Annotated in this window: 19 protein-coding genes, 2 rRNA genes and 1 other RNA gene (1 of these 22 only partly in view); 16 read left to right on the forward strand and 6 right to left on the reverse strand. The window is 69.2% G+C overall.

From position 1 onward, the window contains the following. The first annotated feature begins 43 nt into the window (after positions 1-43). Entirely contained in the window at positions 44-940 is an 897-nt protein-coding gene (locus RDV84_RS02070) for a LysR family transcriptional regulator (protein ID WP_309152303.1), read from the forward strand. Between the two features lie 266 nt (positions 941-1,206). Here the strand turns inward: RDV84_RS02070 and RDV84_RS02075 are convergent, their stop codons facing one another. Beyond that, positions 1,207-2,541, reverse strand: coding sequence for an aminopeptidase P N-terminal domain-containing protein (locus RDV84_RS02075; protein WP_309152304.1), 1,335 nt, complete (start codon positions 2,539-2,541; stop codon positions 1,207-1,209). Position 2,542: 1 nt separating this feature from the next. Further along, positions 2,543-3,091, reverse strand: a complete 549-nt coding sequence (locus RDV84_RS02080) for a UPF0149 family protein (RefSeq protein ID WP_078998390.1) — start codon at positions 3,089-3,091, stop codon at positions 2,543-2,545. A gap of 244 nt (positions 3,092-3,335) precedes the next feature. Here RDV84_RS02080 and RDV84_RS02085 point away from each other — a divergent pair, with 244 nt between their 5' ends. Beyond that, on the forward strand, positions 3,336-7,907 hold the full coding sequence (locus RDV84_RS02085) for an EAL domain-containing protein (protein ID WP_309152305.1): 4,572 nt from the start codon (positions 3,336-3,338) through the stop codon (positions 7,905-7,907). Here the strand turns inward: RDV84_RS02085 and RDV84_RS25740 are convergent. After that, positions 7,864-8,073, reverse strand: coding sequence for a DUF6053 domain-containing protein (locus tag RDV84_RS25740; RefSeq protein WP_425606324.1), 210 nt, complete (start codon positions 8,071-8,073; stop codon positions 7,864-7,866). The two genes, RDV84_RS02085 and RDV84_RS25740, sit on opposite strands and share 44 nt — an antisense overlap. Positions 8,074-8,326: 253 nt before the next feature. Here RDV84_RS25740 and RDV84_RS02090 point away from each other — a divergent pair, with 253 nt between their 5' ends. From RDV84_RS02090 to RDV84_RS02155, 14 genes are all read left to right on the forward strand, one after another. After that, positions 8,327-8,968 (forward strand): MerR family DNA-binding protein, encoded by a 642-nt coding sequence (locus RDV84_RS02090; protein ID WP_309152306.1) that lies wholly within the window; start codon positions 8,327-8,329, stop codon positions 8,966-8,968. Positions 8,969-9,217: 249 nt separating this feature from the next. Then, positions 9,218-10,243, forward strand: coding sequence for an HOASN domain-containing protein (locus tag RDV84_RS02095; RefSeq protein WP_101943975.1), 1,026 nt, complete (start codon positions 9,218-9,220; stop codon positions 10,241-10,243). A gap of 9 nt (positions 10,244-10,252) precedes the next feature. Beyond that, on the forward strand, positions 10,253-11,272 hold the full coding sequence (locus tag RDV84_RS02100; protein WP_309152307.1) for an HOASN domain-containing protein: 1,020 nt from the start codon (positions 10,253-10,255) through the stop codon (positions 11,270-11,272). Positions 11,273-11,354: 82 nt separating this feature from the next. Continuing rightward, positions 11,355-12,737: an adenylosuccinate lyase gene (purB, locus tag RDV84_RS02105; RefSeq protein ID WP_309152308.1), complete on the forward strand. Its 1,383-nt coding sequence runs from the start codon at positions 11,355-11,357 to the stop codon at positions 12,735-12,737. 57 nt (positions 12,738-12,794) lie between these two features. Then, the gene (locus RDV84_RS02110) at positions 12,795-14,258 is read left to right on the forward strand and encodes a class-II fumarase/aspartase family protein (RefSeq protein WP_309152309.1); all 1,464 of its coding nucleotides are present in this window, start codon (positions 12,795-12,797) and stop codon (positions 14,256-14,258) included. Between the two features lie 57 nt (positions 14,259-14,315). Next, positions 14,316-15,389 carry a class I SAM-dependent methyltransferase gene (locus RDV84_RS02115; protein WP_057946371.1) on the forward strand — a complete coding sequence of 358 codons (1,074 nt, stop codon included), beginning with the start codon at positions 14,316-14,318 and terminating at the stop codon, positions 15,387-15,389. Between the two features lie 387 nt (positions 15,390-15,776). Next, complete coding sequence (locus tag RDV84_RS02120; RefSeq protein ID WP_057946370.1) at positions 15,777-15,998, forward strand: TIGR02449 family protein; 222 nt, start codon at positions 15,777-15,779, stop codon at positions 15,996-15,998. 53 nt (positions 15,999-16,051) lie between these two features. Further along, complete coding sequence (locus RDV84_RS02125; protein ID WP_057946369.1) at positions 16,052-16,357, forward strand: cell division protein ZapA; 306 nt, start codon at positions 16,052-16,054, stop codon at positions 16,355-16,357. A 245-nt stretch (positions 16,358-16,602) separates the two neighbouring features. After that, positions 16,603-16,789, forward strand: a non-coding RNA gene (gene ssrS, locus RDV84_RS02130) — 6S RNA. A gap of 108 nt (positions 16,790-16,897) precedes the next feature. Continuing rightward, entirely contained in the window at positions 16,898-17,491 is a 594-nt protein-coding gene (locus RDV84_RS02135; protein ID WP_250445162.1) for a 5-formyltetrahydrofolate cyclo-ligase, read from the forward strand. Between the two features lie 55 nt (positions 17,492-17,546). After that, positions 17,547-18,017, forward strand: a complete 471-nt coding sequence (locus tag RDV84_RS02140; RefSeq protein WP_057946367.1) for an EVE domain-containing protein — start codon at positions 17,547-17,549, stop codon at positions 18,015-18,017. Between the two features lie 122 nt (positions 18,018-18,139). After that, positions 18,140-18,802 carry a ribose-5-phosphate isomerase RpiA gene (gene rpiA, locus RDV84_RS02145; protein ID WP_057946366.1) on the forward strand — a complete coding sequence of 221 codons (663 nt, stop codon included), beginning with the start codon at positions 18,140-18,142 and terminating at the stop codon, positions 18,800-18,802. Between the two features lie 386 nt (positions 18,803-19,188). Beyond that, the gene (locus RDV84_RS02150; RefSeq protein ID WP_309152310.1) at positions 19,189-20,211 is read left to right on the forward strand and encodes an ATP-binding protein; all 1,023 of its coding nucleotides are present in this window, start codon (positions 19,189-19,191) and stop codon (positions 20,209-20,211) included. Between the two features lie 300 nt (positions 20,212-20,511). After that, complete coding sequence (locus tag RDV84_RS02155; protein WP_309152311.1) at positions 20,512-22,017, forward strand: DNA polymerase Y family protein; 1,506 nt, start codon at positions 20,512-20,514, stop codon at positions 22,015-22,017. Positions 22,018-22,327: 310 nt separating this feature from the next. On the opposite strand, the gene RDV84_RS02160 is transcribed toward RDV84_RS02155, so the two are convergent. The 3 genes from RDV84_RS02160 to RDV84_RS02170 all read right to left on the reverse strand — a co-directional run. Beyond that, a complete protein-coding gene (locus tag RDV84_RS02160; protein ID WP_309153667.1) occupies positions 22,328-24,160 on the reverse strand; it encodes an ABC transporter ATP-binding protein in 1,833 nt (610 codons plus the stop codon). Between the two features lie 711 nt (positions 24,161-24,871). Then, positions 24,872-24,986 (reverse strand): 5S ribosomal RNA (gene rrf, locus RDV84_RS02165). 168 nt (positions 24,987-25,154) lie between these two features. Then, positions 25,155-26,764, reverse strand: a 23S ribosomal RNA gene (locus RDV84_RS02170) (it continues 1,254 nt past the right edge of the window).

The raw sequence follows: 26,764 nt of genomic DNA on the forward strand, positions 1-26,764 counted from the left end.
TGAATGCGCTAGCATTTCGCGCTCCCCTAACCCTGGGTTAGCCATGGACCTGCTGCGCGCGATGGCGGTGTTCGTCTCGGTCGCCGACACCGGCAGCTTCGCCGCCGCCGCGCAGGCGCAGCGGCTGTCGGCGGTGATGGTCGGCAAGCACGTGCGTCAGTTGGAAGAGCGCCTGGGCGCGCGGCTGCTGCAGCGCGACACCCGCAAGCAGCGCCTGACCGAGGCCGGCGCCGCGTTCCTGGCCGAGGCGCGGCAGGTGCTGGAGCAGGTGCGCCGCGCCGAGACCGTGACCGAGCGCCTCGGCGACGGCGCGCGCCCGCGCGGGCATCTGCGGGTCAGCGCGCCGCTGACCCTGGGCACGGTCGCGATCGCGCCGCTGGCGACCGCCTACCTGCGCGCCTATCCGGACGTCAGCATCGACCTCGCCCTGGAAGACCGCGCCGCCGACCTGATCGCCGAGGGCTACGACGCCGCGATCCGGATCGGCCCGCTGCCCGATTCCGACCATCTGGTCGCGCGGCCGCTGCGGCCGTACCGGATGATGGTGTGCGCGGCGCCGTCCTACCTGCGCGAGCGCGGCACCCCGGCGAGCCCGGCCGAACTGATCGGGCACAGCTGCCTCAACCACCTGCTGTGGCATCCCAACGCCGGCTGGCGTTTCGCCAGCCTCGGCGGCGAAGCGCTGCGCCTGCACGGACGCTTCGCTTCCAACCACGGCGAAGCGCTGCGGCGCGCGGCGCTGGACGGCTGCGGGATCGTGCTGCAACCGGAAGTGCTGCTGGCCGAAGACATCGCCGCCGGCCGGCTGGTGCCGCTGTTCGAAGACGACCTGCCGCCGCCGCGGCCGGTGCACCTGCTGTACCCGCGCGACCGCCGGCCGCTGCCGAAGCTGAGCCGGTTCATCGAGCTGGTGATGGAGACGTTGGGCCCGCGGGAATGATCGAAATCCGACGGTAGGAGCGGCGCGAGCCGCGACCGCGACAACGCAATTACGACGAAACCTTCGTCGCGAGCGAGGTGGCGCGGTCGCGGCTCGCGCCGCTCCTACAGTCGCTGCGTTGCGGCTCTCTTAAGCCGTCATCCCCGCGAAAGCGGGGATCCAAAGACTTCAGAGCCATGTCGCGATGAAGCCCTGGATGCCCGCATCCGCGGGCATGACGACGGCGGGCTGCGCGCGGACCGTTGAACGTCCGCGCCGCCTCGGGCCTACGCCGCCCGCCGCTGCGCCATCAGCGCCTCGATCTCATCGGCGCTGCGCGCCAGCCGCGCGGTCAGCACTTCGTGGCCTTCCTTGGTGATCGCCACGTCGTCCTCGGTGCGGATGCCGATGCCGCGCCAGCGCGGCTCCACGGTGCTGTCGTCGGGCGAGACGTACAGGCCCGGTTCGATGGTGAACACCATGCCCGGTTCGAGCAGGCGCGACTCGCCGTCGATGCGGTATTCGCCGACGTCGTGCACGTCCATGCCCAGCCAATGCCCGGTCTTGTGCCGGTAGAAGCGCTTGTAGCCGCCCTCGGCGAGGTTGCGCTCCAGGCTGCCCTTGAGCAGGCCCAGCCGCAGCAGTCCTTCGGTCAGGGTCTCGACCGCGGCCAGGTGCCCGGCTTCGTACGCCACGCCCGGCCGCGCCTGCGCCAGCGCCGCGGCCTGGGCCGCGCCGACCAGGTCGTGCAGCGCGCGCTGTTCGGCGCTGAAGCGGCCGCTGACCGGGAAGGTGCGGGTGATGTCGGCCGCGTAGCCGCGATACTCGGCGCCGGCGTCGATCAGGATCAGGTCGCCGTCGCGGGCCTGGGCGTTGTTGGCGCGGTAGTGCAGCACGCAGGCGTTGGCGCCGGCGCCGACGATGCTGCCGTAAGCGGACTCGGCCTCATGCCGGCGGAATACGCATTCGATCTCGGCCTGCAGTTCGTACTCGTGCACGCCCGGCCGCGCCGCGCGCATCGCCGCCTCGTGGGCGAGCACGCTGATGTCGGCGGCGCGCTGCATGAAGCGCAGTTCGTCGCGGTCCTTGAACAACCGCAGCTCGTCGAGCAGGTGCCCAAGCTCCAGGAATTCGTGCGGCGGCTGCGCGCCCTGGCGCACCATCGCCCGCACCCGGTTGAGCCAGCCGATCAGCTTGAGGTCGAACTCGGCGTCGCGGCCGAAGTGGTAGTACACGCGCGAGCGGCCTTCCAGCAGCCCGGGCAGGATGTCGTCGAGGTCGGTGATCGGATACGCGTCGTCCAGGCCGAACGCCTCGACCGCGTCCTCCGGGCCGTAGCGCGGCCCGTCCCAGGCTTCGCGCTCGCGGTCGCGCTCGCGGCAGAACAGCAGCACCTCGCCGTGGACGCGGCCGGGCACCAGCACCAGCACCGACTCGGGCTCGGGGAAACCGCTGAGGTAGCTCAGGTCGGAGTCCTGGCGGAACGGGTAATGGGTGTCGCGGCTGCGGATCAGTTCGTGCGCGGACGGCACGATCACGATCGCGTCGGGGCCGGCCATTTCCATCAGCTGCCGGCGCCGGCGCGCGTGCGCCTTGGCCGGCATGGTCAGCGCCGCCAGCATTTCAGTTCAGCCGCTGGCGGTGGCGCGCGGCCAGGGCCACGTCGCCGTGCAGGCCGAGCGCGGCGACGCGGACGAATTCCTCCAGTTCCGCCAGCGCTTCCTCGTCTTCCTCGTCGCCCTCTTCCTGCGGCGCGGTGGCGGCGAACTTGGCCAGGTCGCCGAGCGCCTCGCGGCTTTCCTCCGACAGGTTCGGCGCCGCGCCCGCGGCCAGGCCGAAGCCGCCGAGGAAGCCGCGGCACCAGTCGAACAGCGCGCCGCTGCGTTCGCTCAGCGAGGCCTGGGCGTCGGGCAGCAGCAGTTCGAAGCCGAACTCGGCGTCGCCGATCTGCGCGACCGTGGCCGCGCGCAGGCGGTCGAGCGCGCCGCCGGCGGCCGGGGTCGCGGCGGACGGGTCGGCGAGCACGCGCGCCGGCCATTCGCGCACGTCGGCGCCGCCGCCGGCGAGCCAGCCGCACAGCGCGCCGTGCAGTTCGGCGGCCGAAGTGCTGAGGGTCAGGGCCAGGCTTTCGGCCTCGACCTCGGACAACAGGGGAAGAGAATTCGCGGGCACGGGCACGCCATCAAGGGGATTGCGGGCAGTTTAGCGCGCGCGCGGCTTGCCGCGCCGGCCCTCACGCGGCCTACACACCGGCCCGGCCGCAGCCGCGCCAGCGCACGGTTTCGCGCGCGGTTGCGCCGGCGCAGCGCGACCGGGGCGCGCAAGTGCTTGTTGCCGCCATCGGCGCCTGCCTACACTGCGGCTCTTGCGTGCCTGCGCCACGGTGTCCGTGCGTCCCTCGTCCCCCGCCGCCCTGTTGACCGCCGTCCTGATCGCCCTGCTGTCGTGCGCGGCGGCGTGGCCGCAGCGCGTGGCGGCGGCGACCCGCGATTTCTACTTCTCGCGCCTGGGCAGCGAGCTGGGCCTGAGCCAGAACTCGGTCACCGCGTTCGCCCAGGACGCGCACGGTTTCGTCTGGGTCGGCACCCAGGGCGGTTTGCACCGCTACGACGGCCAGCGCTACCTCGCCTACCGCCACGATCCGCGCGACCCGGCCAGCCTGCCCGACAGCTACGTCACCGCGCTGGCGCTCGACGGCCAGCGCGCGCTGTGGGTCGGCACGCACTCGGAATACCTGGCGCGGCTGGACCTGGCCAGCGGCAGCATCCACCGCTACGGCGCGCCCGAGTCGCAGGCCGGACGCCAGGTGGTGTCGCTGCTGCCGTGGCGCGAGCAGGTGCTGATCGGCACCCTTGCCGGGTTGGAACGGTTGGACCCGCAGACCGGCACCCGCGAGTTGTTGTTGGCGCTGCCCGGCGAAGCCACCCGCCCGGCGCCGTGGCAGGGCCTGGCCGAGGGCCGCGACGGCAGCGCCTGGTTCGCCAGCGCCGCCGGCCTGCACCGCATCCGCGTCGACGGCCGGGTCGAGCGCATCGGCGCGGCGATCGCGCTGCGCAGCGTGCTGATCGATCACCGCGGCGTGCTCTGGGCCGGCGGCGGCGACGGCCTGTACCGGCTCGACGGCCGCACCGGCGTGCTGGTCAAGATCGAGGACGAAGCCCTGGCCGGCCTGCGCGACGCGCGCGCCCTGGCCGAGGCGCCCGACCACCGCCTGTGGATCGCCGGTTTCGGCACCGGCCTGTACCGTTACGACCCGCAGACCGGCCACAGCCAGCGCGTCCACGCCGAGCCCGGAGTCGAGGCCAGCCTGCCGGAAAACACCGTCGATGCGCTGATGATCGACCACGGCGGCCTGCTGTGGGCCGGCGGCATCTTCCGCGGCGTGGCCGTGGCCGATCCGCGCGGCACCCGTTTCAGCTATGTGCTCGACCTGGAAGACGCGCGCCCGGACCGCGCCGCCGCCGACGCCAGCATCCGCGCCCTGGCCCAGGACGACAGCGGCGCGATCTGGATCGGCACCGACAACGCCCACCTGCGCCGCTACGACCTGTCCGGCGACCGCTTCCAGGACATGACCTCGCTGCTGCCGGCGAACGCCCGCCAGGTGGCGGCGATCGCGCGCCAGCCCGAAACCGGGCCCGCCGATGCCGACGCGGCCACGGCGACCGCCAGTGACGCGCCCAAACCGGTGCCGCCGGGCCGGCTGTGGCTGGCCACTTCCGGTGGCCTGCTGCGGCTGGACCCGGGCACCGGCCGGATCGAGCCGGTCGACCTGCGCGGCTACAAGGACGCCGCCCTGCGCAGCCTGCGCTTCGCCCGCGACGGCAGCCTGTGGCTGGGCAGCGACGACATCGGCGCGCTGCATTACCTGCCCGACAGCGGCGTGCTGGTGCGCTACGCCTACCGCGAGGGCGACCCCAAGGGCCTGAGCCATCCGCGCGTCAACGCGATCCTGGAGGACCGCCACGGACGCATCTGGTTCGGCACCGGCGACGGCCTGGACCTGCTCGATCCCAAGACCGGCTACCTGCGCCATTACCGCCACGTCACCGACCAGGCCGACAGCCTGCCAGGCAACGTGGTGCGCGCGCTGCACCAGTCCGCCGACGGCTCGATCTGGGTCGGCACCCCGGCCGGGCTGAGCCGGGTGGTGGAATTCGGCGACGGCCGCATCCGCTTCGAGCACCCGCTGGCCGAAGTGCTCGGCGACCATCCGGTGCCGGTGGTGTTCACCATCGCCGAGCGTCCCGACGGCCGCCTGTGGCTGGGCACCGACACCGGCATCCTGCGCTTCGACCCGGGCGCCTCGCTGGTGCGCCGCTACGGCCTGGCCGACGGCCTGCAGGACCTGGAATTCAACGCCGGCGCGGTCGCCGCGCTGGCCGACGGGCGCCTGGCCTTTGGCGGCGTGCGCGGGCTCAACCTGTTCGATCCGGCGCGCATCGCCGACTCGCGCTACACCCCGCCGGTGCGCCTGCTCGGCGCCTGGATCGGCTCGGACACCAGCGCCGGCTCCAGCGCGCTGTGGCAGTCGTCCAAGCTCGAAATCCCCGACGGCGCCGGCATCCTGCGCCTGCGCATCGGCGCGCTCGACTTCGGCCCCAACAGCGGCATCCGCTATCGCTACCGCATGGACGGGTTCGACCGCGACTGGATCGACAACGGCCCGCGCCAGGACATCACCTACACCCGCCTGCCGCCGGGGCGCTACCTGTTCCGCGCCCAGTCGACCAACCGCGACGGGGTCTGGAACACCCAGGAGCTGACCATTCCGGTCGGCGTGGATCCGCCGCTGTGGCGGCACCCGCTGGCGATCGCCGCCCTGGCGCTGGCCGCGCTCGGCCTGCTGCTGAGCTTCGGCTGGCGCTGGCACCGCGCGCGCCAGCGCGAACGCGGCTACTTCACCCAGATCCGCGAACGCGAAGAACGCCTGAAACTGGCGCTGTGGGCGTCCGGCGAACAGTTCTGGGACTACGACCTCAAGCGCCGCGAGCTGCACCGCATGCGCGTGGACGACCACAACGCGCAATCGCCCGAGATCGGCGTGCAGGCCGACATCGCCGACGATCACGAGATCCACCCCGACGACCTGCCGCGGGTCGCCGAGCTGCTGCGCAAGCACCTCAAGGGCGACGCCGCGCTGTTCCTGTCCGAGCACCGCATGCGCACGCCCAAGGGCGACTGGGGCTGGGTGCGGGCGCGCGGCCGGGTGGTCGAGCGCGACGGCGAAGGCCATCCGGTGCGCGTGGCCGGCACCGGCCGCGACGTCACCGCGGTGCGCAGCGCCGAGCGCGAACGCCGCATCGCCAGCGAAGTGCTGCGCTCGATGGCCGAGGCGGTCGCGGTGTTCGACCGCGACTTCGTGTTCGTCTCGATCAACCCCGCGTTCTCGCGCATGACCGGCTATCCCGAGGGCGAGGTCATCGGCCAGACCACCGGCCTGCTCGACAGCCGCCAGCACGATCCGGAGTTCTACTCGGACATGCGCGACGAGCTGCAGCGCAGCGGCCGCTGGTCCGGCGAGATCTGGCAGCAACGCAAGGACGGCAACGAATTCCTGTGCTGGCTGCAGGCGTCCATCGTGCTCGACAGCAGCGGCCAGCGCGGCCACTACGTCGCGGTGCTGACCGACATCACCGACCAGAAACGCGCCGAGCAGGAACTGCGCTATCTCGCCAACTACGACACCCTGACCAGCCTGCCCAACCGCACGCTGCTGTCGGAGCGGCTGTCGCGGGCGATCGTGCGTGCGCGCCGCCACGGCCACCGCATCGCCCTGCTGTTCCTCGACCTGGACCGGTTCAAGGACATCAACGATTCGCTCGGCCACGCCGCCGGCGACCGCATCCTGCGCGCGGCCGCGGTGCGGCTGCAGGAAACCGTCGGCGCCGAACACACCGTGGCGCGCCTGGGCGGCGACGAATTCACCGTGGTGCTGGAAAACCTGGACACGCCCGAGCAGGCCGAGGACGTGGCCCGGCGCATCATCAAGGCGTTCGAAGCGCCGCTGGACTTCGACGAACGCCACGACGTGGCGATCTCGCCGTCGATCGGCATCAGCGTCTATCCCGACCACGCCCAGGTGCCGACCGACCTGCTCAAGCACGCCGACACCGCGATGTACCAGGCCAAGGCCGCCGGCCGGCGCACCTTCATGCGTTACACCGAGGCGATGGACATCGAGATCCGCCAGCGCGCGACGATTTCCGCGGCGCTGCGCAAGGTGCTCGACCGCAACGAACTGCGGCTGGTGTTCCAGCCGCGGCTGTCGCTGCCGGAAGCGCGCATCACCGGCGTGGAAGCGCTGCTGCGCTGGCACAGCGCCGAATACGGCAACATCCCGCCGACCCAGTTCATCCCGCTGGCCGAGGAAAGCGGGCTGATCCTGGAGATCGGCGAGTGGGCGATGCGCGAGGCCTGCAGCCGCCTGCGCCAGTGGCGCCAGCACGGGCTCGACCAGCTGTCGGTGTCGGTCAACGTCTCGGCGATCCAACTGCTGCGCGGCGACCTGCCGAAGATGGTCGCCCGCGCGCTCAGCGAGAGCGGCATCCCGCCGTGGCGGCTGGAGCTGGAACTGACCGAAAGCGTGGTCATGTCCAACGCCGCGCACACCTCCAACACCATGCAGGCGCTGCGCGAACTCGGCGTGGCGCTGGCGGTGGACGACTTCGGCACCGGCTATTCGTCGCTCGCGTATCTCAAGCGCCTGCCGATCAACACATTGAAGATCGACAAAGAGTTCATCAGCGACCTGACCCGCGATCCCGACGACGAAGCCATCACCACCACCGTCATCACCATGGCCCACTCGCTGGGCCTGAACGTGGTCGCCGAGGGCGTCGAACTCGAAGAGCAGATGGAATTCCTGCGCGCGCACGGCTGCGACGAGATCCAGGGCTACTGGCTGGCCAAGCCGCTGGAAGCCGACGCCTGCCTGGCCTTCATCAAGCAATGGCAGCCGCCGCAGAACGTGCGCGCCGCATTCTGAGCGCCTTCGGCGGCGGGCCTGCGGGGCCCGATGCCTTAGCTCTTGTGGGAGGGCCTTCAGGCCCGATGCTCTCGTTTCCTATCGCGGCGAACTGACCGGAAGGCATCGGGCCTGAAGGCCCTCCCACAACAGCCCTGCCATGACAGCGCTCCCGCAAGCGCCGCATCGCCGCGCGTCCTGCGACCTTCCCTGAGGGTCTATGTGCGAACGCGACCGCGGTCACGCCGCGAACGCGGCGCAATGCCGCACAACCCCCATGGATTCGCGTCCGGCAACGGCAGATCGACCGAACATTTCGGATTAGCCAATCCGGTCAATATTCATCCGGACCTCACACCCGCGGAAAGGCTTGACCCTGGACTATGGTCCAGACCGAACACTGGCGACGCACCGGGCGCCTTACGACACGGAGGTGGGAGTTGAAGATCGGGGAGTTCGCGCAACGCGTCGGGGTCGGCATCGACACCGTGCGCTACTACGAACGGCAGGGCCTGCTGCCGCTGCCGATGCGGCAGCTGTCGGGCTATCGGCGCTTCGAAACCAAGGACGTGGCGCGGCTGCAGTTCGTCCGCCGCGCCAAGAGCCTGGGCTTCACCCTCGCCGAGATCCGCGAACTGCTGGCCCTGCTCGGCAGCCGCGGCAGCGACATGGCCGGGGTCAAGGCGGCGACCACGCAGAAGCTCGCCGACGTCGAGGCCAAGCTCGCCGAGCTCGTGCACATCCGCGACCTGCTGCAAATGCTGCTCGATTCGTGTCCCGGCCGCGGTGCGGTCGAATGTTGTCCGATAGTCAACGCCTTGGAGGGAGAGAAGCACATGAGCGGTCCGCATCCATTGGAGAAACCGTCCGATGGCACCACAGCCCCGCAGCGCAGCTGTTGTTCGGCCGCGCGCACCTGCGAGACGCAGGACGCCGCCAGCGCGGTCGATCCGATCTGCGGCATGCAGGTGAACATCGAAACCACGCAACACCACGCCGAGCAGTCGGGCGTGGGCTACTACTTCTGCTCGGCGCAATGCCGCCAGCAGTTCCTGGAATCCGGCGCGCCGGCCGCGCGCTGAGACTCCGGGCGACAAGGGGACGGCCGCTCGCCCACGCCGGGCGGCCGTAGCGCCGGGGCCGCGCCGCATCGCGGCGGCCGACGCGCCGTTCGGGGCTTCAACCGTTTCGACGTTGCAAAGACTCGCCCAGGTCGCGACCGCATCGGTCGCGGCGCGTCCGCCTGCGCGTCCGCCTGCGTATCCGCGACAGACCGCGCAGCCTTCCATCCGCCAGCCGAACCATCCATCCGCCAGCCCAAAGGGGAACACATGAGCGCCACCCGCATGATCCTCGACGACACCCACGCCGCCGTACCGCAACCGCCGTCCGCGCCGCACTCGGCCCTGGCCGCGGCGCCCGACTCGCTCATCCAGGCCTTGCGCCCGGACGCGTCCTACGCGCAACTCGCGCTCGCCGCCGACGAACTGCTGGCGCTGACCCGCCGCGGCCTGGCCGGCGACTCCGAGGCCTACGCGCAGTACCAGTCGATCCTGCTCGACCTGCACCTGCCGGCCGATCCGGCCAGCGAACCGACCCGGCGCTGGCTCGCCAGCCAGGTCTATCGGGTCGAGGACGAATTCGCCCCCGCGCTGCCCGACTTCCAGCCGGTGCCGGTGGAACAGTTCCGCGCCGCCATCGACGCCGAAATCGAATCGCGCACCCGCGTGCGCCACCCGATGTCGCAATACCTGTTCCAGGGCCAACCCTCCGAGCGGGACGTCCGCTTCTTCCTCGAGCACCACTGGATCCGCTCGTACAACTTCTACAGCCTGCTGGCCGAGCTGGCGTTCCGCTTCGAGGACATCCGCGACGCCTCGGTGTTCTACCGCAACCTCTACGGCGAAGCCGGCGCGGAAACGCCCGATCGCTCGCATCCGGCGCTGCTCTCGCACCTGATGACCCACTTCGAGATCCCGCTGCGGATCGATTTCGCCGCGCTGCACCCGCTGGAAAAGGCCTACCTCAACAACCGCATCCGCTGCGTGCGCCACACCGACGTGGCCTGGGGCCTGTCGCTGCTGTACGCGGTCGAATCGGTCAGCTGCGTCAACCACCTGCGCATCTACGAGCTGCTGCAGCGCATGGGCGTGCCCGAGGGACCGAGCGAGTTCCACCGCCTGCACGGCACCCAGGACGAGATCGACACCGAGGAGATGTGGGAGCTGATCGCCAAGTACGCGCAAAGCGAAACCTTCCAGCGCACCTTCATGCAGTCGCTGGCCCGCCACTTCGACATCAACCGCGCCTACTTCGATCTGCTGTGGCGCCAGATGCAAGGCCCCTCCTTCCACTGAGCCCACGCCATGAACGCAGTCATGAACGCCACCATGCCCGCCAGCGTCGCCCCGAATCATTCGCTGCCCCAGCTCGACTCGCTGCAGAGCAACCGCGCCCGCATCCTGGCCCGCGCCCTGCATCCCGAGGCGCCGTACGCGCACCTGCAGACCGCCGGCAAGACCCTGTCGGAACTGGCCGAAACCGCGCTCAAGGGCGACCGCGACGCGCACCACGAATACCAGAAGCTGCTGTACATCCTCTCGCTCAGCGACGACACCGGCACCGCGCTGACCCGGCGCTGGCTGTCCAACGAGGGCTACCGCGTCGAGGAGCGCCACATCCCCGCGGCCGACGTGCCGCACGCGCTGTCGGAAGCCGAGTTCCTCGCCCGCATCGAGCAGGAAGTCGCGGCGCGCTCGCGCGAGAAGCACCCGATGTCGGAATACATCTTCGAAGGCCGCGCCAGCCGCGCGCAGCTGCAGGTGTTCCTGCGCCGACAGTGGTTCCGCACCTTCCGCCTGTACCGCGACGCCGCCGACTTGCTGGTCAACCTGGTCGACGTCGACGAAGCCGCCGCGCTGGGCCGCTATCTCTACGGCGAACTCGGCGAAGAGAGCGAACAAGGCTCGCACCCGCGCCTGCTCGCCAAGCTGCTGCGCGCGATCGGCCTGGACGCCGATTTCCAGGCGGTCAGCACCCTGCCGGAAGAGATCGCCTACCTCAACAACCGCGTGCGCAGCTTCCGCAACCCGGACGTGGGCTGGGGCCTGGCGGTGTTCTACATCACCGAGATCGTCGTGCCGGGCAACCACGAGAAGCTGTACAAGGCGCTGCTCAAGGCCGGCCTCAGCGAGGACGAGGCCGAGTACTACCGCATCCACGTCAGCCTGGTGCCGCCGCGGGCCAAGCGCGAGTGGTCGCTGATCGCCAAGCGCCTGCCCGACCACGCCTTCCAGAAGTCGTTCCTGACCTCGCTGGCGCAGCACTTCCGGGTCGAGCGCGCGTACTACGACGCGGTCTGGGACGAGATGCGCGCCGTGCAGTAAGCCCGCCGCCACCCGCCAGCCCCTCACGAGCCAGCCCCTCACGAGCCAGCCCCTTACAAGCCAGCCAGCCGAGCCCGCCGCCATGCCCAGCCACGTCACCGAATCGCGCCTCTACGGCGGCGTCTACTCCGCGCCGGAGTTCGCCGCGGTGTTCTGCGACCGCAACCAACTGCGCCAGTGGCTGGAAGTCGAGCGCGCGCTGGCGCTGACCCAGGCCGAGATGGGGCTGATCCCGGCGCAGGCGGCGCGGGAAATCGACCGCGCCGCCTGCGCCGAACAGTTCGACCTGGTCGCGCTGGGCCAGGAAAACCGCCGCACCGGCCACATCCTGGTGCCGACCATCCGCGCCCTGGCCGAACGCTGCGGCGGCGGCTGGGGCGAGTACGTGCATTACGGCGTGACCACCCAGGACATCCTCGACACCGGCCTGGTGCTGCAGATCAGGCAGGCCTGGGCGCTGACCCTGGCGCGGCTGCGTTCGATCCGCGAACACCTGCTGGCGCTGGCGCGCGCCCACCGCAGCACGCCGATGGTCGCGCGCACCCACGGCCAGCAGGCGCTGCCGACCACGTTCGGCTATAAGGTCGCGGTGTGGATCGACGAGATCGACCGCCACCTGCAGCGCTTCGACGAAGCGCACGAACGGGTCATGGTCGGCAACCTCACCGGCGCCGTCGGCACCATGGCCGCGTTCGGCGCGCACGGCTTCGAACTGCAACGGCGCACCCTGGCCCGGCTCGGCCTGGGCGCGCCGCGCACCAGCTGGCACTGCGCGCGCGACCGCATCCTCGACGTCGCCGGGCTGCTGGTGCAGGTCGCGGTCACGATCGGGCGCATCGCCAACGAGGTCTACCACCTGCAGCGCACCGAGATCGACGAAGTCCGCGAGGGCGCGCCGGCCGGCAAGATCGGCAGCAGCACCATGCCGCACAAGCAGAACCCCTCGACCATCGACCTGATCAGCGCGCTGTCGCGGATGATCCGCGCGCAGATGCTGGCGCTCACCGACGCCGCGTTCCACCAGCACGAACGCGACGGCACCGCGTGGCGGATCGAATGGGCGGCGCTGCCGGAAATCTTCGTCTACGCCGGCGCGCTGCTGGCGCGCATGGACGAAGTGCTCGCGGCCGGCCTGGAGATCCGGGTCGAACGCATGCGCAGCAACCTCGACCTGCTCGGCGGCCGGCTGCTGTCGGAGCGGGTGATGCTGGCGCTGGGCGAGTGCGTCGGCAAGCAGACCGCGCACGAACTGGTCCACGAAGCCTCCATGCACGCGCGCCACGGCGAACTGCCGTTCCGCGACGCGCTGCTCGGCGACGCGCGCATCCGCGGCGCGTTCGCTGCGCAGGCGCTGGAGGACCTGCTCGATCCGGTGACCTACGTAGGACTGGCCGCCGACATGGTCGACCTGGTCGCCGGCGACGGCGCGCATGACACACCGGGCGCAACCGCGTCCGGGCACTGAACGCAACATCGCAACCGCAAGCGTTTCCACCCCGCCACCGAGAACGGAAGGAATGCGATGGAACCCCAGACCCTGGTCCAAATCCCGCTGCCGCCGCCCGCGGCGTTCACCGCCTCGGCCCATTGCGCCGACGGCCACACCCACGCGCTCGCCGATTGCCGGCACGAGCACAGCCACGTACTCGATTCCAAGACCCACGGCGGCGGCTACGCCCACGCCGCCACCCGCGCGATCTTCTGCAGCCGCTGCCGCCTGCAGCGCTGGCTCGACGTGGAAGCCGCACTGGCCATGGCCCAGGCCGACGTCGGCATGATTCCGCGCGCGGCGGCGCTGGAGATCCAGCGCCGCGCGGTGCTGCCGGCGATGGACCTGGAACGCATCGCCGAAGGCGTGGCCCGCACCGGCCACTCGCTGATGCCGCTGCTGCACGCGCTGCAGGACGCCTGCAACCCCGACGCGCGCGAGTTCGTCCACTACGGCGCCACCACCCAGGACATCCAGGACACCGCGCAATCGCTGGAACTGCGCGACGTGCTCGACACCCTCGACGAAGCGCTCGACGGCCTGCTGCTGCGGCTGTCGGCGCTGGCCGACCGCCACCGCAACTCGGTGATGGTCGCGCGCACCCATTCGATCCCGGCGCTGCCGACCACCTTCGGGCTCAAGGTCGCCGGCTGGATCGACGAACTGCTGCGCCACCGCGATCGCCTGCGCCAGGCGCGCCAGCGCGTGCTGGTGGTGCAGCTGTTCGGCGGCGTCGGCACCATGGCCGCGTTCGGGCCCAAGGCGATGCCGCTGCTGGAAGCGTTCGCGCGCCGGCTCGGCCTGGACGTGCCGCTGGCCGGCTGGCACGTGGCGCGCGACCGCGTCGCCGAATTCGTCAGCACCCTGGCGATGATGACCGCGACCCTGGCGCGCGCCGCCGACGAGATCCGCACCCTCAACCGCTGGGAGATCGGCGAGGTCGAGGTCGGCTGGAACGAGCACCAGATCGGCAGCAGCACCATGCCGCACAAGCGCAATCCCGAGGGCTGCGAGCAGGTGGTGGTGATGGCGCGGCTGGCCAAGGCCCAGGTCGCGCTGGCGCTGGACGCGATGATCCTGGAACACGAGCGCGACTACCGCGGCACCCGCCTGGAATGGTGCGCGGTCGCCGACGTCTCGCACTACGCGCTGATGGCGACCAGCCTGCTCACCGACACCGTCGCCGGCCTCACCGTCAACGCCGCGGCGATGGAGCGCAACGCGCGCGCCTTCAGCGACTCGATCTGCATGGAAGCGTTCGTGTTCGAGATGGCCGGCAAGCTCGGCAAGAGCAGCGCCTACGAAATCATCTTCGAGCTGACCCAGGCCTGCCAGCGCGACCGCGTGCCGATCCGCGAGGCGGTCGAGGCCGATCCGCGCGTGCTCGCCGCGGTCGGCGAAGGCCGGCTGGCGCGGCTGTTCGAACCGCAGGCGCACCTGGGCATGGCCGCGGCCATCGTCGACGGCGTGCTCGGCGAAGTCGGCCACCGCCGCTGAGCGCGCCGGCGCCTTCCATTTCATTCAAGCGATCCCATCTTCGAGAGGACCACGGCAATGGCTGACGGCAACGCGATCGACACCGACAAGGTCGAGAAATTCTCGGCCCGGATCATGGAGGACTACGGCAACACCCTGCGCGGGGCGATGCTCTACATCGGCGACAAGGTCGGCCTGTTCAAGGCGCTGTGGCGCCTGGGCGCGGTGACCCAGGAGGAACTGGCGCGCGACACCGGCCTCAACGCGCGCTACCTGCGCGAGTGGCTCGGCAGCATGGTCACCGGCGGCTACCTCGACTACGACCCGCAGGCGCGGCGCTACCGCCTGCCCGACGAGTTCGCGCCGGTGCTGGCCGACGAGGACTCGCCCTACTTCGCCGGCGGCATCCTGCAGCTCAGCGTGCCGTTCGTGAGCATGGCCCCGCGCATCGCCGAGGCCTTCCGCAACGGCGGCGGCGCGCCGGAGGAGGCCTACCCGCTGGAGACCTGGCAAGGCATGGAGCGCATGACCATGCCCTGGTACAAGCACCATCTGGTGCAGCGCTGGATTCCCTCGCTCGACGGGGTCGAGGACAAGCTGCGCGCCGGCGGCACGGTCATGGACTTCGGCTGCGGCAGCGGCCTGGCCGCGATCACCATGGCCCTGGCCTATCCCAAGTCGCGGGTGGTCGGCTGCGACTTCCACCTGCCTTCGATCGAACGCGCGCGCGCGAATGCCGTAGCGGCCGGCGTCGCCGACCGGGTCAGTTTCGAAGTCGCCGATTCCGACGTCCTGGTCGGGCAGACGTTCGACTTCGTGACCACCTTCGTGGTCATCCACGACGCCGCCGACCCGCAGCAGATGCTGCGCGACCTGCGCGCGGCGACCGCCGACGACGGCACCTACCTGATGGTCGAGCTCAACCTGTCGGAGGAACTGCACGAGAACATGAACCTGTTCGGCCGGGTCATGTATCCGCAGAGCACGCTGTACTGCATGACCTGCTCGCTGTCGCACGACGGCGCCGGGCTGGGCGCGTTCATGGGCGAGAAGCGCGCCCGCGCCATGGCCAGCGAAGCCGGATTCGGCCGTTTCCGCAAAGTGCCGTCGGAACGGCCGCCGCTGCCGGCATTGTTCGAACTGCGGCCCTGAGCCGGGCGGGGACGGGCGCGCCCGTCCCGAGCCTGTCCGGTCCGCGCCGGGCTCGCCCCGAGTCTGCCCGGCCGCGACGCCGGGACCGGCCACGGCCCGGTTCCGGTTCGCGCCTTCGCGTTACAGGATCGCCGCGCGGCCGGCCTCGCCACGCCGGCTGCGCGGTGGTCCGCCCCCACGCCGGCCGCGGCGTGGGGGCCGATCGGATGCGAGCCGCCCCCCGCAATCCGCTCGCGACGAGCCGCATCGTCGCTGAATACGGCAGGCAGACAGGTCCTGCCCTGTGCCGCGCGCCACGCCGCGCCGGACATCCGCTGCCGCAACCGCGGCGCAACCGGCCGCGCGTCCGCCTTGACCACCCCCGCCCGCTCCTGCCATCGTGCCGGGATGGATCGCGCCGAACTGATCGCCGAACTGCAAGCCGTGCTCGCCCGGGTCGACGAACTCGGCGACCGCGTGCGCCGGCTCAGCGACGAGAACCGCAGCCTGCGCCAGCAGCAGGAGCAACTGGTCGGCGAACGTTCGGCCCTGCTGGCCAAGAACGAACAGGCGCGCACCCGCGTCGAAGCCATGATCGCCCGGCTCAAGTCGCTGGAGCAGCACACCTGAGCACGTCCCCGCCGCACACGCAGTCCCCCGAACTCGCCCATGAGCCTGCCCGCATGAGTACGACGAGCGAAGCCGTCAGCATCCGCCTGCTCGACCGCGAGTACACGGTCGGCTGCGAGCCCAACGAACGCGAAGACCTGCTCGCCGCCGCGCGCATGCTCGACGGCAAGATGCGCGAGATCCGCGGCGGCAACCGCATGGCCGCGCTCGACCGCGTCGCGGTGCTGGCCGCGCTCAACTTCGCCCACGAACTGCAACAGCTGCGCGGCGAAAGCGGCGGCCGCGAACGCGAGCTGGCGCGCACCCTTGACGACCTGCACCGCAAGCTCGACAGCCTGTTCGACGCGGCCTCGCGCTGAAGCGATCCGCCGCCGCATCGTCTCGGCAACGCGACGACGGCGCCGCCCGGCCGATCGCGCGCCGCGAACCGGCACGACGCGCACATCGCGACCTCGTTCTCGTTAACGGAAACCGCGCGCGCACGCTGCGACGCGGCGCGACGCGCGTCACGCCGCGCCCCGTTCATGCCGCGCGACGACGAACGCATGAACCATCGCCGACGAGCGGATTCGCCTGCCGGCATGCGCGCGCTATACTGCGCGCACGTCCTCTGCTGTGCGCGACGGCGTGCGCAAACATTCGCCTTGTCCCTTAATGACGACACCGGGGACGCGCCGGAAGCCTGGAGTGCAGGTCCGCCTCGCAGCGGGAAGCCCGAAGGCGTCCAAGCGTTCCCACTTGAACCCCGGGTTCAAGGTCGTTTCGCAAGCATCGCCATTGGCGGAGGACTACTTTTCCCGGAACGGGCGCGACGTCACCCCAGGTGATTTCGCGCCCGTTTCCTTATGTACGCGGGCCCGCCCTCGCCCCGCACCCACCATGCCGAGCCCCCCGACCGCATGACGGACGACCGCACCACCCTGCGCCGCGAACTGCGCGCGCGCCGCCGCAACCTGCCCGCCGCCGCCCGCATCGGCGGCGCCGAGGCGCTCGCCGCGCAACTGCTCGCGCTGCCGTTCGCGCCGCCGTCGGGCTACGTCGCCGGCTACTGGGCCATGGACGGCGAAATCGCCCTGCACGCCTGGCAGCTGCGCCTGCCGCGCGATTGCGTCTACTGCCTGCCGGTGCTGCACGCCGACCAGCGCCTGCGTTTCGCGCCGTGGCGCCCGGGCGACGCCTTGGTCGCCAACCGGTTCGGCATCCCCGAGCCGGCGCTGGCGCCCGAATCGCTGCTCGAACCCGAGCAGATGAGCCTGATCGTGCTGCCGCTGGTCGGATTCGACGGCCGCGGCCACCGGCTCGGCATGGGCGGCGGCTGGTACGATCGCAGCCTCGCCTTCCGCCAACGCCGCCCCGCCCCGCCCTGGCTGGTCGGCGCCGGCTTCGAACTGCAGCGCGTCGAGCGCCTCGACGCCGCCGACTGGGATGTCGCGCTGGACGCCGTGTGCACCGAAGCCGGCACCGTGGACTGCCGCTCCGCGCTGTACGTCTGAGATCCCCCAACCGCGATGCGACTGCCCCCGCATCCGAACCTTGCGAGCCCCCCGCATGACCGCACGACGCCGCTACTGGCTGATGAAGTCCGAACCGGACACCTTCTCCATCGACGATCTTGAACGCGTACGCACCGAGCCATGGAACGGCGTGCGCAACTACCAGGCCCGCAACTACATGCGCGACGGCATGAAGGTGGGCGACGGCGTTCTGTTCTATCACTCCAACACCGCGGTGCCCGGCATCGTCGGCATCGCCACCATCGCCGCCGAGGCGTATCCGGACCCGACCCAGTTCGATCCCAAGTCCGACTACCACGATCCCAAGAGCACCCGCGAGGACCCGCGCTGGCTGTTGGTGGACGTGGCGTTCGAACGCAAGCTCTCGCGCACCATCGCGCTCGACGAGATCAAGGCCCGCGCCGACGAACTCGGCGAGGACTTCGCCCTGACCCGTCGCGGCAACCGACTCTCGGTGCTGCCGGTGTCGGCGGCGCAATGGAAGCTGTTGCTGGCGATGGAGTGATGTCGCCGGGAGCGGGGCATCGGCAACGGCAACGGAGATTCGCGACAGCGGCTCCCGCGTCTCCCGATGCCCTGTTTGCCCATTCCCTGTTCCCGTACCCAACCACCACACCCTGGACGAACATGAGCGAAACCAAGCGCCTGGCAGCCGAAAAAGCCATCGACTACATCGAAGACGGCATGATCGTCGGCGTCGGCACCGGCTCCACCGTCGCCTATTTCATCCAGGCCCTGGGCCGGATCAAGGAGCGCATCAAGGGCGCGGTGTCCAGCTCGGAACAGAGCACGGCGCTGCTGCGCGAACTCGGCATCGAGGTGCTCGACCTCAACAGCGCCGGCCAGTTGTCGCTGTACGTCGACGGCGCCGACGAGTGCGATCCGAACAAGTGCCTGATCAAGGGCGGCGGCGCCGCGCTGACCCGCGAGAAGATCATCGCCGAGGCCAGCGCCAAGTTCGTCTGCATCGTCGACCCGTCCAAGCAGGTCAAGGTGCTCGGCAAGTTCCCGCTGCCGGTGGAAGTGATCCCGATGGCGCGCAGCCTGGTCGCGCGCCAGATCGTGGCGATCACCGGCGGCCAGCCGGTGTGGCGCCAGGACGCGGCCGGCAACGGCGTGGTCACCGACAACGGCAACGTCATCCTCGACATCCACAACCTGGCCATCGCCGAACCGGTCAAGCTGGAAAACGCGCTCAACCAGATCCCGGGCGTGGTCGCGGTCGGCCTGTTCGCGCGACGCAAGGCGGATGTGGTCATCGTCGGCGGCGAGCCGCCGGTGGTGCTGTAAGTTGCCGCTGCGGCCGCTGTCGGCCGCGGATCGGATCGCGCCCGGCCGCCTGCGGCCGGGCTGACGATCGGGTGTCATCGCTCGCGGCCGGATGGCCGGTGTGGTTTCGCCGCCCTACGCCGGACAAGCGGGCGCGTTGCGCCGCTCGCCGAGGCGGCGTCGATCGAACGCCTCCCGCCGGCTGCACGACCCGCTCCGTTCGTCGCTTCCGAACGGACACCCGGTTCCCTCCGGCCGTCTGCGGCCGGACAATGCGCGCGCCCGCCGTCTCCGGCCGGCGCGTTCCAGTCGCGGCAACGGACGCCGCGCCCCCAACCCGGGCGGCTCGCCCACATCATCATGAGTACCGACCACTCGCCTTACGGCGCTGTCTTCAATCATCAGCTTTGGGACCTGTCCTCGCTGATCCTCACACCCGCCTCGCCGCCGCGCTCGACCGCGGCGTCGCCCGCTACCCGATCCACCGCTCGCTGCGCCTGGCCGCGCGCACCCACGTCGACGCCATGTTCGACGACCTCGCGACCCAGCTCGGCCTGAGCGCGCACCGCCCCAGCGGCCGCAACCTGCTGCTCGACGGCGAAGGCGTGTTCGTCGATGCCCGCGCCGGCAGCAAGGCCGATTACTGTTCGTTTTATTTCGGCGTCTGGGCCGACTCGGTCGAACGCGCCGAAGCGGTCCTGCAAACCGTGCAGGCGCGCATCGAACCGGTGCGGATCCGCGAGCCGATGTTCTCCATCGACTGGAACTTCCTCAGCGGCAACGGCGAATTGCAAAGCGCCAGCATCGAGGAGCTCGCCGACGACGTGCTGCTCGACGAGGCCTACCCCGAAATCGGCGACGTCGCCGGCTTCATCGACCGCTACCTGCGCGCCAAGGAAACCGTGCTGGTGCTGCAGGGCCGGCCCGGCACCGGCAAGACCCGGTTGATCCGCGCCATCCTCGGCGAGATCTCGCGCCGCAACGAAGGCAGCGCGCAGGCGCTGTACACCGGCGACAAGAAAGCGCTGGAGTGCGACGAGATCTACGTCAAATTCATCACCGGCGACGACCACGCCTTCGTCGTCGAAGACGCCGATCACCTGCTGCGTCCGCGCGCCGAAGGCAACGAACACCTGCACCGCTTCCTCGCCATCGCCGACGGCGTGGTGCGCGCGCAGGGCCGCAAGATCGTCTTCTCGACCAACCTGCCGAATGTCGGTGACCTCGACGATGCGCTGGTGCGGCCAGGCCGTTGCTTCGCCCACGTCGACGTGCGCGAACTGCGGCTCGACGAGGCCGCGGTGCTGATCCGGCGCCTGGCCGGCGAACGCGGCCTGGACGCCGACGCCGCCATCGCCGCGGTCGCCGGCAGCGGCAATCGCAGCCACTCGCTCGCTGCGATCTATCAGGCCGTCGACCGACTGAAGTGAGCCCGTCGCGGGCGGCCCATCGCGGCCGCCCGCCTCTGGCTTGACCGCGATTTCCTGCGTGTAGGAGCGGCGCAGGCCGCGACCGCGAAGCCGCACATACGACGCAAGCGCGATGTCGCGGTCGCGTCTGGCACCGTACCCAACGCCGCGCCATTCATCCACCGCGGCACAACCTGCAACCTGTTGAAATGGCAACGAATCTCGTCACCTGAGACTGACGCTACGGAAGATGAACAACCGCCGCGCTGCGCCATCCGCCGCGCAGCGCGATACTGACGTCCCCAGCATGGCCCCGCCGCCGTGACCCTGCGTTGCCTGTTCGTCGACTTCAATTCCTACTTCGCCTCGGTCGAGCAGTTCGACCGCGAGGAGTTGCGCGGACGCCCGGTCGGCGTGGTGCCGGTGATGGCGGCCACCACCTGCTGCATCGCCGCCAGCCGCGAGGCCAAGGTCCACGGCGTCAAGACCGGCACGCCGGTGCGCGAGGCGCTGGAGCGCTGTCCCGACATCGCCCTGGTGCAGGCGCGGCCGGCGCGCTACGTCGAGCTGCACCATCGCCTGATCGCCGCGATCCAGGACTGCATCCCCATCGACGGCAAGCCGCTGTCGATCGACGAAGTCGCCTGCCGCCTGATCGGCCGCGAACGCGAGCGCGACAACGCCGTGGCGATCGCGCGCAGGATCAAGCGCACGCTGATCGAGCGCGGGCTGGACCCGATCCGCTGTTCGGTCGGCATCGCGCCGAACACCTTCCTGGCCAAGACCGCGTCCGACCTCGACAAGGTCGACGGCCTCACCGTGATCGAATCGACCGACCTGCCGCAGGCGCTGCATGGACTGCAGTTGCAGGACCTGTGCGGCATCGGCCCGTCGATGCTGCAGCGGCTCAACGGCGCCGGCATCGACACGGTCGCGCAGCTCACCGCCGCGCCGCGCGAACGGCTCAAGGCGATCTGGGGCGGTATCGAGGGCGAACGCTTCTGGGCGCAATTGCGCGGCATCGAACCGCCGACGCGGCAACGCGCCGCGGTCGCCTCGGTCGGCCACTCGCACGTGCTCGACCCGCAGATGCGCAGCGCCGAGGGCATACGCTCGGTGCTGTTCAAGCTGCTGGCGAAAGCGGCGATGCGGCTGCGCCAGGAAGGCTGCAAGGCGCGCGGGCTGAGCCTGCACGTGCGCTTCGTCGGCCGCGAACAGCGCTACAGCCGCGACCTGTCGTTCGCGCCGCTGGACGACTCGCCGACCTTGCTCAAGCTCATGGCCGATGCGCTGGAACCGCTGCTGCGCGCCGCCGCCCGCGGGCGCTGGCGGGTGGAACGGTTCCCGCCGCTGTCGGTGGCGGTGTCGCTGATCGACCTGCTGCCCAACGCCGGCGACAGCGCCGCGCTGTTTCCCGAACGCGAGCGCAACCATGCGCTCACCCGCGTGCTCGACCAGGTCAACCGGCGCTACGGCAACAACCGCCTGTACTTCGGCGCGATGCAGGACGCGCTGGCCCAGGGCGCCGCGCCGATGCGCATCCCGTTCCAGCACATTCCCGACGAAGCCAGCGAAGCCGACCTCGGCGCCGCCGCCCTGGTCGCCGATCCGAGCCTGGACGAGCTCTGGCTGCAGCGCGAGCGCCAGTTCAAGGCGATGGCCGAAAACGCGCACCGGCAGGAACGCGAACGCAGCGCCGCGCGGCCGGCGGCGCCGGCGCCGGCGCCGGCGCCGGCGCACCAGCCTTCCGGCGTCGGCGGTTGGGTGCGCAAGCGCCAGGGCTCGCCCGACGATGGCGGCCGCGGTACTACCGGCTCCTTGTTCTGACGGGCCGCTGGTTCCGATGGACTGGTTGCTCCGATGGGCTCCGCGTTCTGACGCGCTCGCCGCTCTGACGGACTCCGCGCCCTGACCGATGGCTTAATTCCGCCCGAGCCTTGTTCCAACCGGCTCCGCGTTCCGACCGGCGCCCTCCTGTAGGAGCGGCGCAAGCCGCGACCGCGACCTCGCACATACGACGCAAGCCGGAGGCCGCGCTCGCGGCTCGCCTCGCTCAAAACAAAAAGCCCTCCTCCCACAAGGGAAGGAGGGCTTGCGGCCGATCAGCGCACCCGCTTCGCGCAGGCGCAGTGGAGGCTTACGCCTCCACCCCGACGAAGCCGCCGGTCTGCCGCTTCCACAGCCGCGCATACAGCCCGTCACGCGCGATCAGCTGCTCGTGCGTCCCGGTCTCGATGATGCGGCCCTTGTCCATCACCACCAGCCGGTCCATGCGCGCGATGGTCGAGAGCCGGTGCGCGATCGCGATCACCGTCTTGCCGGCCATCAGGGTTTCCAGGCTTTCCTGGATCGCCGCCTCGGCCTCCGAGTCCAGCGCCGAGGTCGCCTCGTCGAGGATCAGGATCGGCGCGTTCTTCAACAGCACCCGCGCGATCGCCACGCGCTGGCGCTGGCCGCCCGACAGTTTCACCCCGCGCTCGCCGACCAGGGCTTCGTAGCCCACTCGGCCCTCGCCGTCGACCAGTTCCGGAATGAACTCGTCCGCACGCGCCTTGCGCACCGCTTCGAACATCTCCTCGTCGCTCGCGCCCGGCCGTCCGTACAGCAGGTTGTCGCGGATCGAGCGATGCAACAGCGAGGTGTCCTGGGTGACCACGCCGATCTGCGAACGCAGGCTTTCCTGGGTGACGCCTGCGATGTCCTGGCCGTCGACCGCGATGCGGCCGCCCTCCAGGTCGTACAGGCGCAGCAGGATGTTCATCAGCGTCGACTTGCCCGCGCCCGACGGACCCACCAGGCCGATCTTCTCGCCCGGCTTGACCTGCAAGTCGAGATCGGCGATCAGGCCGGCATCCTTGCCGTAGTGGAAGTGCACGTTCTCGAAGCGCACCTCGCCCTGGGTCACCTGCAGCGGCTTGGCGCCGTCGCGATCGACCACGGTCAACGGCTTGGAGATCGTCTCGATGCCGTCCTGCACCGTGCCGATGTCCTCGAAGATGCCGTTCACGGTCCACATGATCCAGCCCGACATGTTGTGGATGCGGATCACCAGGCCGGTGGCCAGCGCGATCGCGCCGACCGTGATCGAGCCCTTGTGCCACAGCCACAGCGCGAGGCCGGTGGTGCCGACGATCAACAAGCCGTTGAGGATGGTGATGCTGACGCCCATCAACGTGGTCATGCGGGTCATGTCGCGCGAGCGCTGGGTCTGCTCGACCATCGCTTCGGCCACGTATTCCTCCTCGCGCCGCGAGTGCGCGAACAGCTTCAGCGTGGCGATGTTGGTGTAGCCGTCGACGATGCGCCCCATCAGCTTGGAACGCGCGTCCGAGGCCCGCCACGAACGCAGCTTCACCCGCGGCACGAAGTAGCGCATCAAACCGATGAACAACACGATCCACACCGCCAGCGGCGCCACCAGCCAGACGTCGGCCTGGGCGAACAGGTAGATCGCCGACGCCGAGTACACGACCACGTACCAGATCGCATCGAAGGCTTGGGTGGTGGATTCGCGCAGCGACGGACCGGTCTGCATGATCCGGTTGGCCACGCGGCCGGCGAAGTCGTTCTGGAAGAAGCTCAGGCTCTGCCGCAGCATGTAGCGATGGGTTTGCCAGCGCACCAGATTGGTCATGCTCGGATGCACGGTCTGGTTGAGCAACAGGTCGTGCAGCCCCAGGCAGACCGGCCGCGCGACCAGCATCACCAGCGCCATCCACAGCAGCTCGTCGCCGTGGCGGACGAACAGCTCCGTAGCCGGCGTGGTGTTGACCAGGTCGACCACTTTGCCGAGATAGTCGAACATCACCACCTCGACGATGGCGACGAAGAAACCGACCACGGTCAGGATCACGAAGATCGGCCAGGCCTGGCGGATGAAGTGCCAATAGAACCCCGCGACCGAACGCGGCGGCATCTGGGCCGGCGCCGGACGGAACGGGTCGATCAACGATTCGAACCAACGAAAAATCATCATGGCGTTGTGCCTTGTTTGAACTTGTCCATGCGAGGCGCGCCCGATCGGGCCCGGCCTGTGCTGGAACTGGAACGACTCCCGCCGCAGCGCCGACACCGCGACGCGCCGGAACCGGCGCGTACGCGCGACGCATGCGAGCGACTTGGCGCCCGATGGGCGCCGGACGAGTAACGGGAGTGGGGGGAGGCGGACGGGCGCGCGCGATCCAGGGCCACAGCGGCCTGGAACGAACAGCGGTCAGCCAAACGCAGCCCGGCGCGGATCCGGAACGAGCGGATCCCGGGCTGGTTACACCGACTTAACGGTGACGGACCTTGCCGGTAATTGTGAACTTCATCTTTCGCCTCTCCTTTCGACGGAGCCGATCCCGGAGCGTCATCGCGCGGCGGGCGTCGGCGGCACGGCCAAGCCCCGTCGGGGGCGATATGGCCGGCAAGCTGCGACCGGCGCGATGCCGGTAACCTGCAGCCCGGCGAGTTTAACCGCAGTCGGCGGCCCGAGTGTGCAGCACGGCTGAATGTCCGCGTTTCTTTTTGTAGCGATCGAGCGCTTGCGGTAGCAGTCGACGTGCGACGCGGTCTACGGCCCCGTGGTCGGATATAGGCGCTGGTACTGCAGAAGCTCTCGCGGCGATGCCGTCGATTCTATTTTCGACGTGCAAAAGAAGAAGGCCGGATCCTTGGGATCCGGCCTTCTGGGAAAAGCCCCTGGCGATGACCTACTCTTGCATGGCTTAAGCCACACTACCATCGGCGCATGTGCGTTTCACTTCCGAGTTCGGGATGGGATCGGGTGGTTCCACACAGCTATTATCACCAGGGAGAGGGTGGAGGGTCGCAGGTCTCGATCGATTGAGTTGCGCTCACGCTCACGTTGGTTTGCTTTCAACGGACTGGTGCCCGTTGTCGGCGAATAGATTGGAATGTAGCGAGTCAGTGTTGGTTTGGAGTGTCGACGCGTCGTCGAGTCCAAGGCCACTTGAGGTTATATGGTCAAGCCACACGGATCATTAGTACAGGTTAGCTCAATGCGTTGCCGCACTTACACACCCTGCCTATCAACCACCTAGTCTTGATGGTTCCTTTAGGGGAGTCGAGCTCCCGGGAGATCTCATCTTGAGGCGCGCTTCCCGCTTAGATGCTTTCAGCGGTTATCGCTTCCGAACATAGCTACCCGGCAGTGCCACTGGCGTGACAACCGGAACACCAGAGGTTCGTCCACTCCGGTCCTCTCGTACTAGGAGCAGCCCCTCTCAAATCTCCAACGCCCACGACAGATAGGGACCGAACTGTCTCACGACGTTCTGAACCCAGCTCGCGTACCACTTTAAATGGCGAACAGCCATACCCTTGGGACCGACTACAGCCCCAGGATGTGATGAGCCGACATCGAGGTGCCAAACACCGCCGTCGATATGAACTCTTGGGCGGTATCAGCCTGTTATCCCCGGAGTACCTTTTATCCGTTGAGCGATGGCCCTTCCATACAGAACCACCGGATCACTAAGACTACTTTCGTACCTGCTTGATCCGTCGATCTTGCAGTCAAGCACGCTTATGCCTTTGCACACAGTGCGCGATGTCCGACCGCGCTGAGCGTACCTTCGTGCTCCTCCGTTACACTTTGGGAGGAGACCGCCCCAGTCAAACTACCCACCATACATGGTCCCCGACCCGGATAACGGGCCCAGGTTAGAACGTCAAGCACGACAGGGTGGTATTTCAAGGATGGCTCCACTGCAGCTAGCGCCACAGTTTCATAGCCTCCCACCTATCCTACACAGACGAACTCAACGTTCAATGTAAAGCTATAGTAAAGGTTCACGGGGTCTTTCCGTCTTGCCGCGGGAACGCTGCATCTTCACAGCGATTTCAATTTCACTGAGTCTCGGGTGGAGACAGCGCCGCTGTCGTTACGCCATTCGTGCAGGTCGGAACTTACCCGACAAGGAATTTCGCTACCTTAGGACCGTTATAGTTACGGCCGCCGTTTACTGGGGCTTCGATCAAGAGCTTCGCCTTGCGGCTAACCCCATCAATTAACCTTCCAGCACCGGGCAGGCGTCACACCCTATACGTCCACTTTCGTGTTTGCAGAGTGCTGTGTTTTTGATAAACAGTCGCAGCGGCCTGGTCACTGCGGCCCCCCTCAGCTATTAACCATGGAGGGCGCACCTTCTCCCGAAGTTACGGTGCTATTTTGCCTAGTTCCTTCACCCGAGTTCTCTCAAGCGCCTGAGAATTCTCATCCTGCCCACCTGTGTCGGTTTACGGTACGGTCTGCGTAAGCTGAAGCTTAGGAGCTTTTCCTGGAAGCGTGATATCAGCAGCCTAGCCCTAATGGGCCGGTCCTTAGTCTCAACGTTGCCCCCCCGGATTTGCCTAAGGGGACCGCCTCAACTCTCTCACCAGGACAACCAACGCCTGGCCTGCCTAACCTTCTCCGTCCCTCCATCGCACTTACGCGAGGTGCAGGAATATTAACCTGCTTCCCATCGACTACGCATTTCTGCCTCGCCTTAGGGGCCGACTCACCCTGCGTCGATTAACGTTGCGCAAGGAAACCTTGGGCTTTCGGCGTGCGGGCTTTTCACCCGCA

Source organism: Lysobacter yananisis (genome assembly GCF_031199375.1).
In the GTDB taxonomy this organism is placed as follows: domain Bacteria; phylum Pseudomonadota; class Gammaproteobacteria; order Xanthomonadales; family Xanthomonadaceae; genus Lysobacter; species Lysobacter yananisis.

Coding starts and splice junctions, on each gene's coding strand:
- RDV84_RS02075 (WP_309152304.1), bottom strand. CDS start 2,541: ATGCTGGCGGCGCTGACCATGCCGGCCAAGGCGCACGCGCGCCGGCGC.
- RDV84_RS02070 (WP_309152303.1), top strand. CDS start 44: ATGGACCTGCTGCGCGCGATGGCGGTGTTCGTCTCGGTCGCCGACACC.
- RDV84_RS02135 (WP_250445162.1), top strand. CDS start 16,898: ATGACGGACGACCGCACCACCCTGCGCCGCGAACTGCGCGCGCGCCGC.
- rpiA (WP_057946366.1), top strand. CDS start 18,140: ATGAGCGAAACCAAGCGCCTGGCAGCCGAAAAAGCCATCGACTACATC.
- RDV84_RS02095 (WP_101943975.1), top strand. CDS start 9,218: ATGAGCGCCACCCGCATGATCCTCGACGACACCCACGCCGCCGTACCG.
- RDV84_RS02110 (WP_309152309.1), top strand. CDS start 12,795: ATGGAACCCCAGACCCTGGTCCAAATCCCGCTGCCGCCGCCCGCGGCG.
- purB (WP_309152308.1), top strand. CDS start 11,355: ATGCCCAGCCACGTCACCGAATCGCGCCTCTACGGCGGCGTCTACTCC.
- RDV84_RS02120 (WP_057946370.1), top strand. CDS start 15,777: ATGGATCGCGCCGAACTGATCGCCGAACTGCAAGCCGTGCTCGCCCGG.
- RDV84_RS02140 (WP_057946367.1), top strand. CDS start 17,547: ATGACCGCACGACGCCGCTACTGGCTGATGAAGTCCGAACCGGACACC.
- RDV84_RS25740 (WP_425606324.1), bottom strand. CDS start 8,073: ATGCGGCGCTTGCGGGAGCGCTGTCATGGCAGGGCTGTTGTGGGAGGG.
- RDV84_RS02115 (WP_057946371.1), top strand. CDS start 14,316: ATGGCTGACGGCAACGCGATCGACACCGACAAGGTCGAGAAATTCTCG.
- RDV84_RS02100 (WP_309152307.1), top strand. CDS start 10,253: ATGAACGCAGTCATGAACGCCACCATGCCCGCCAGCGTCGCCCCGAAT.
- RDV84_RS02125 (WP_057946369.1), top strand. CDS start 16,052: ATGAGTACGACGAGCGAAGCCGTCAGCATCCGCCTGCTCGACCGCGAG.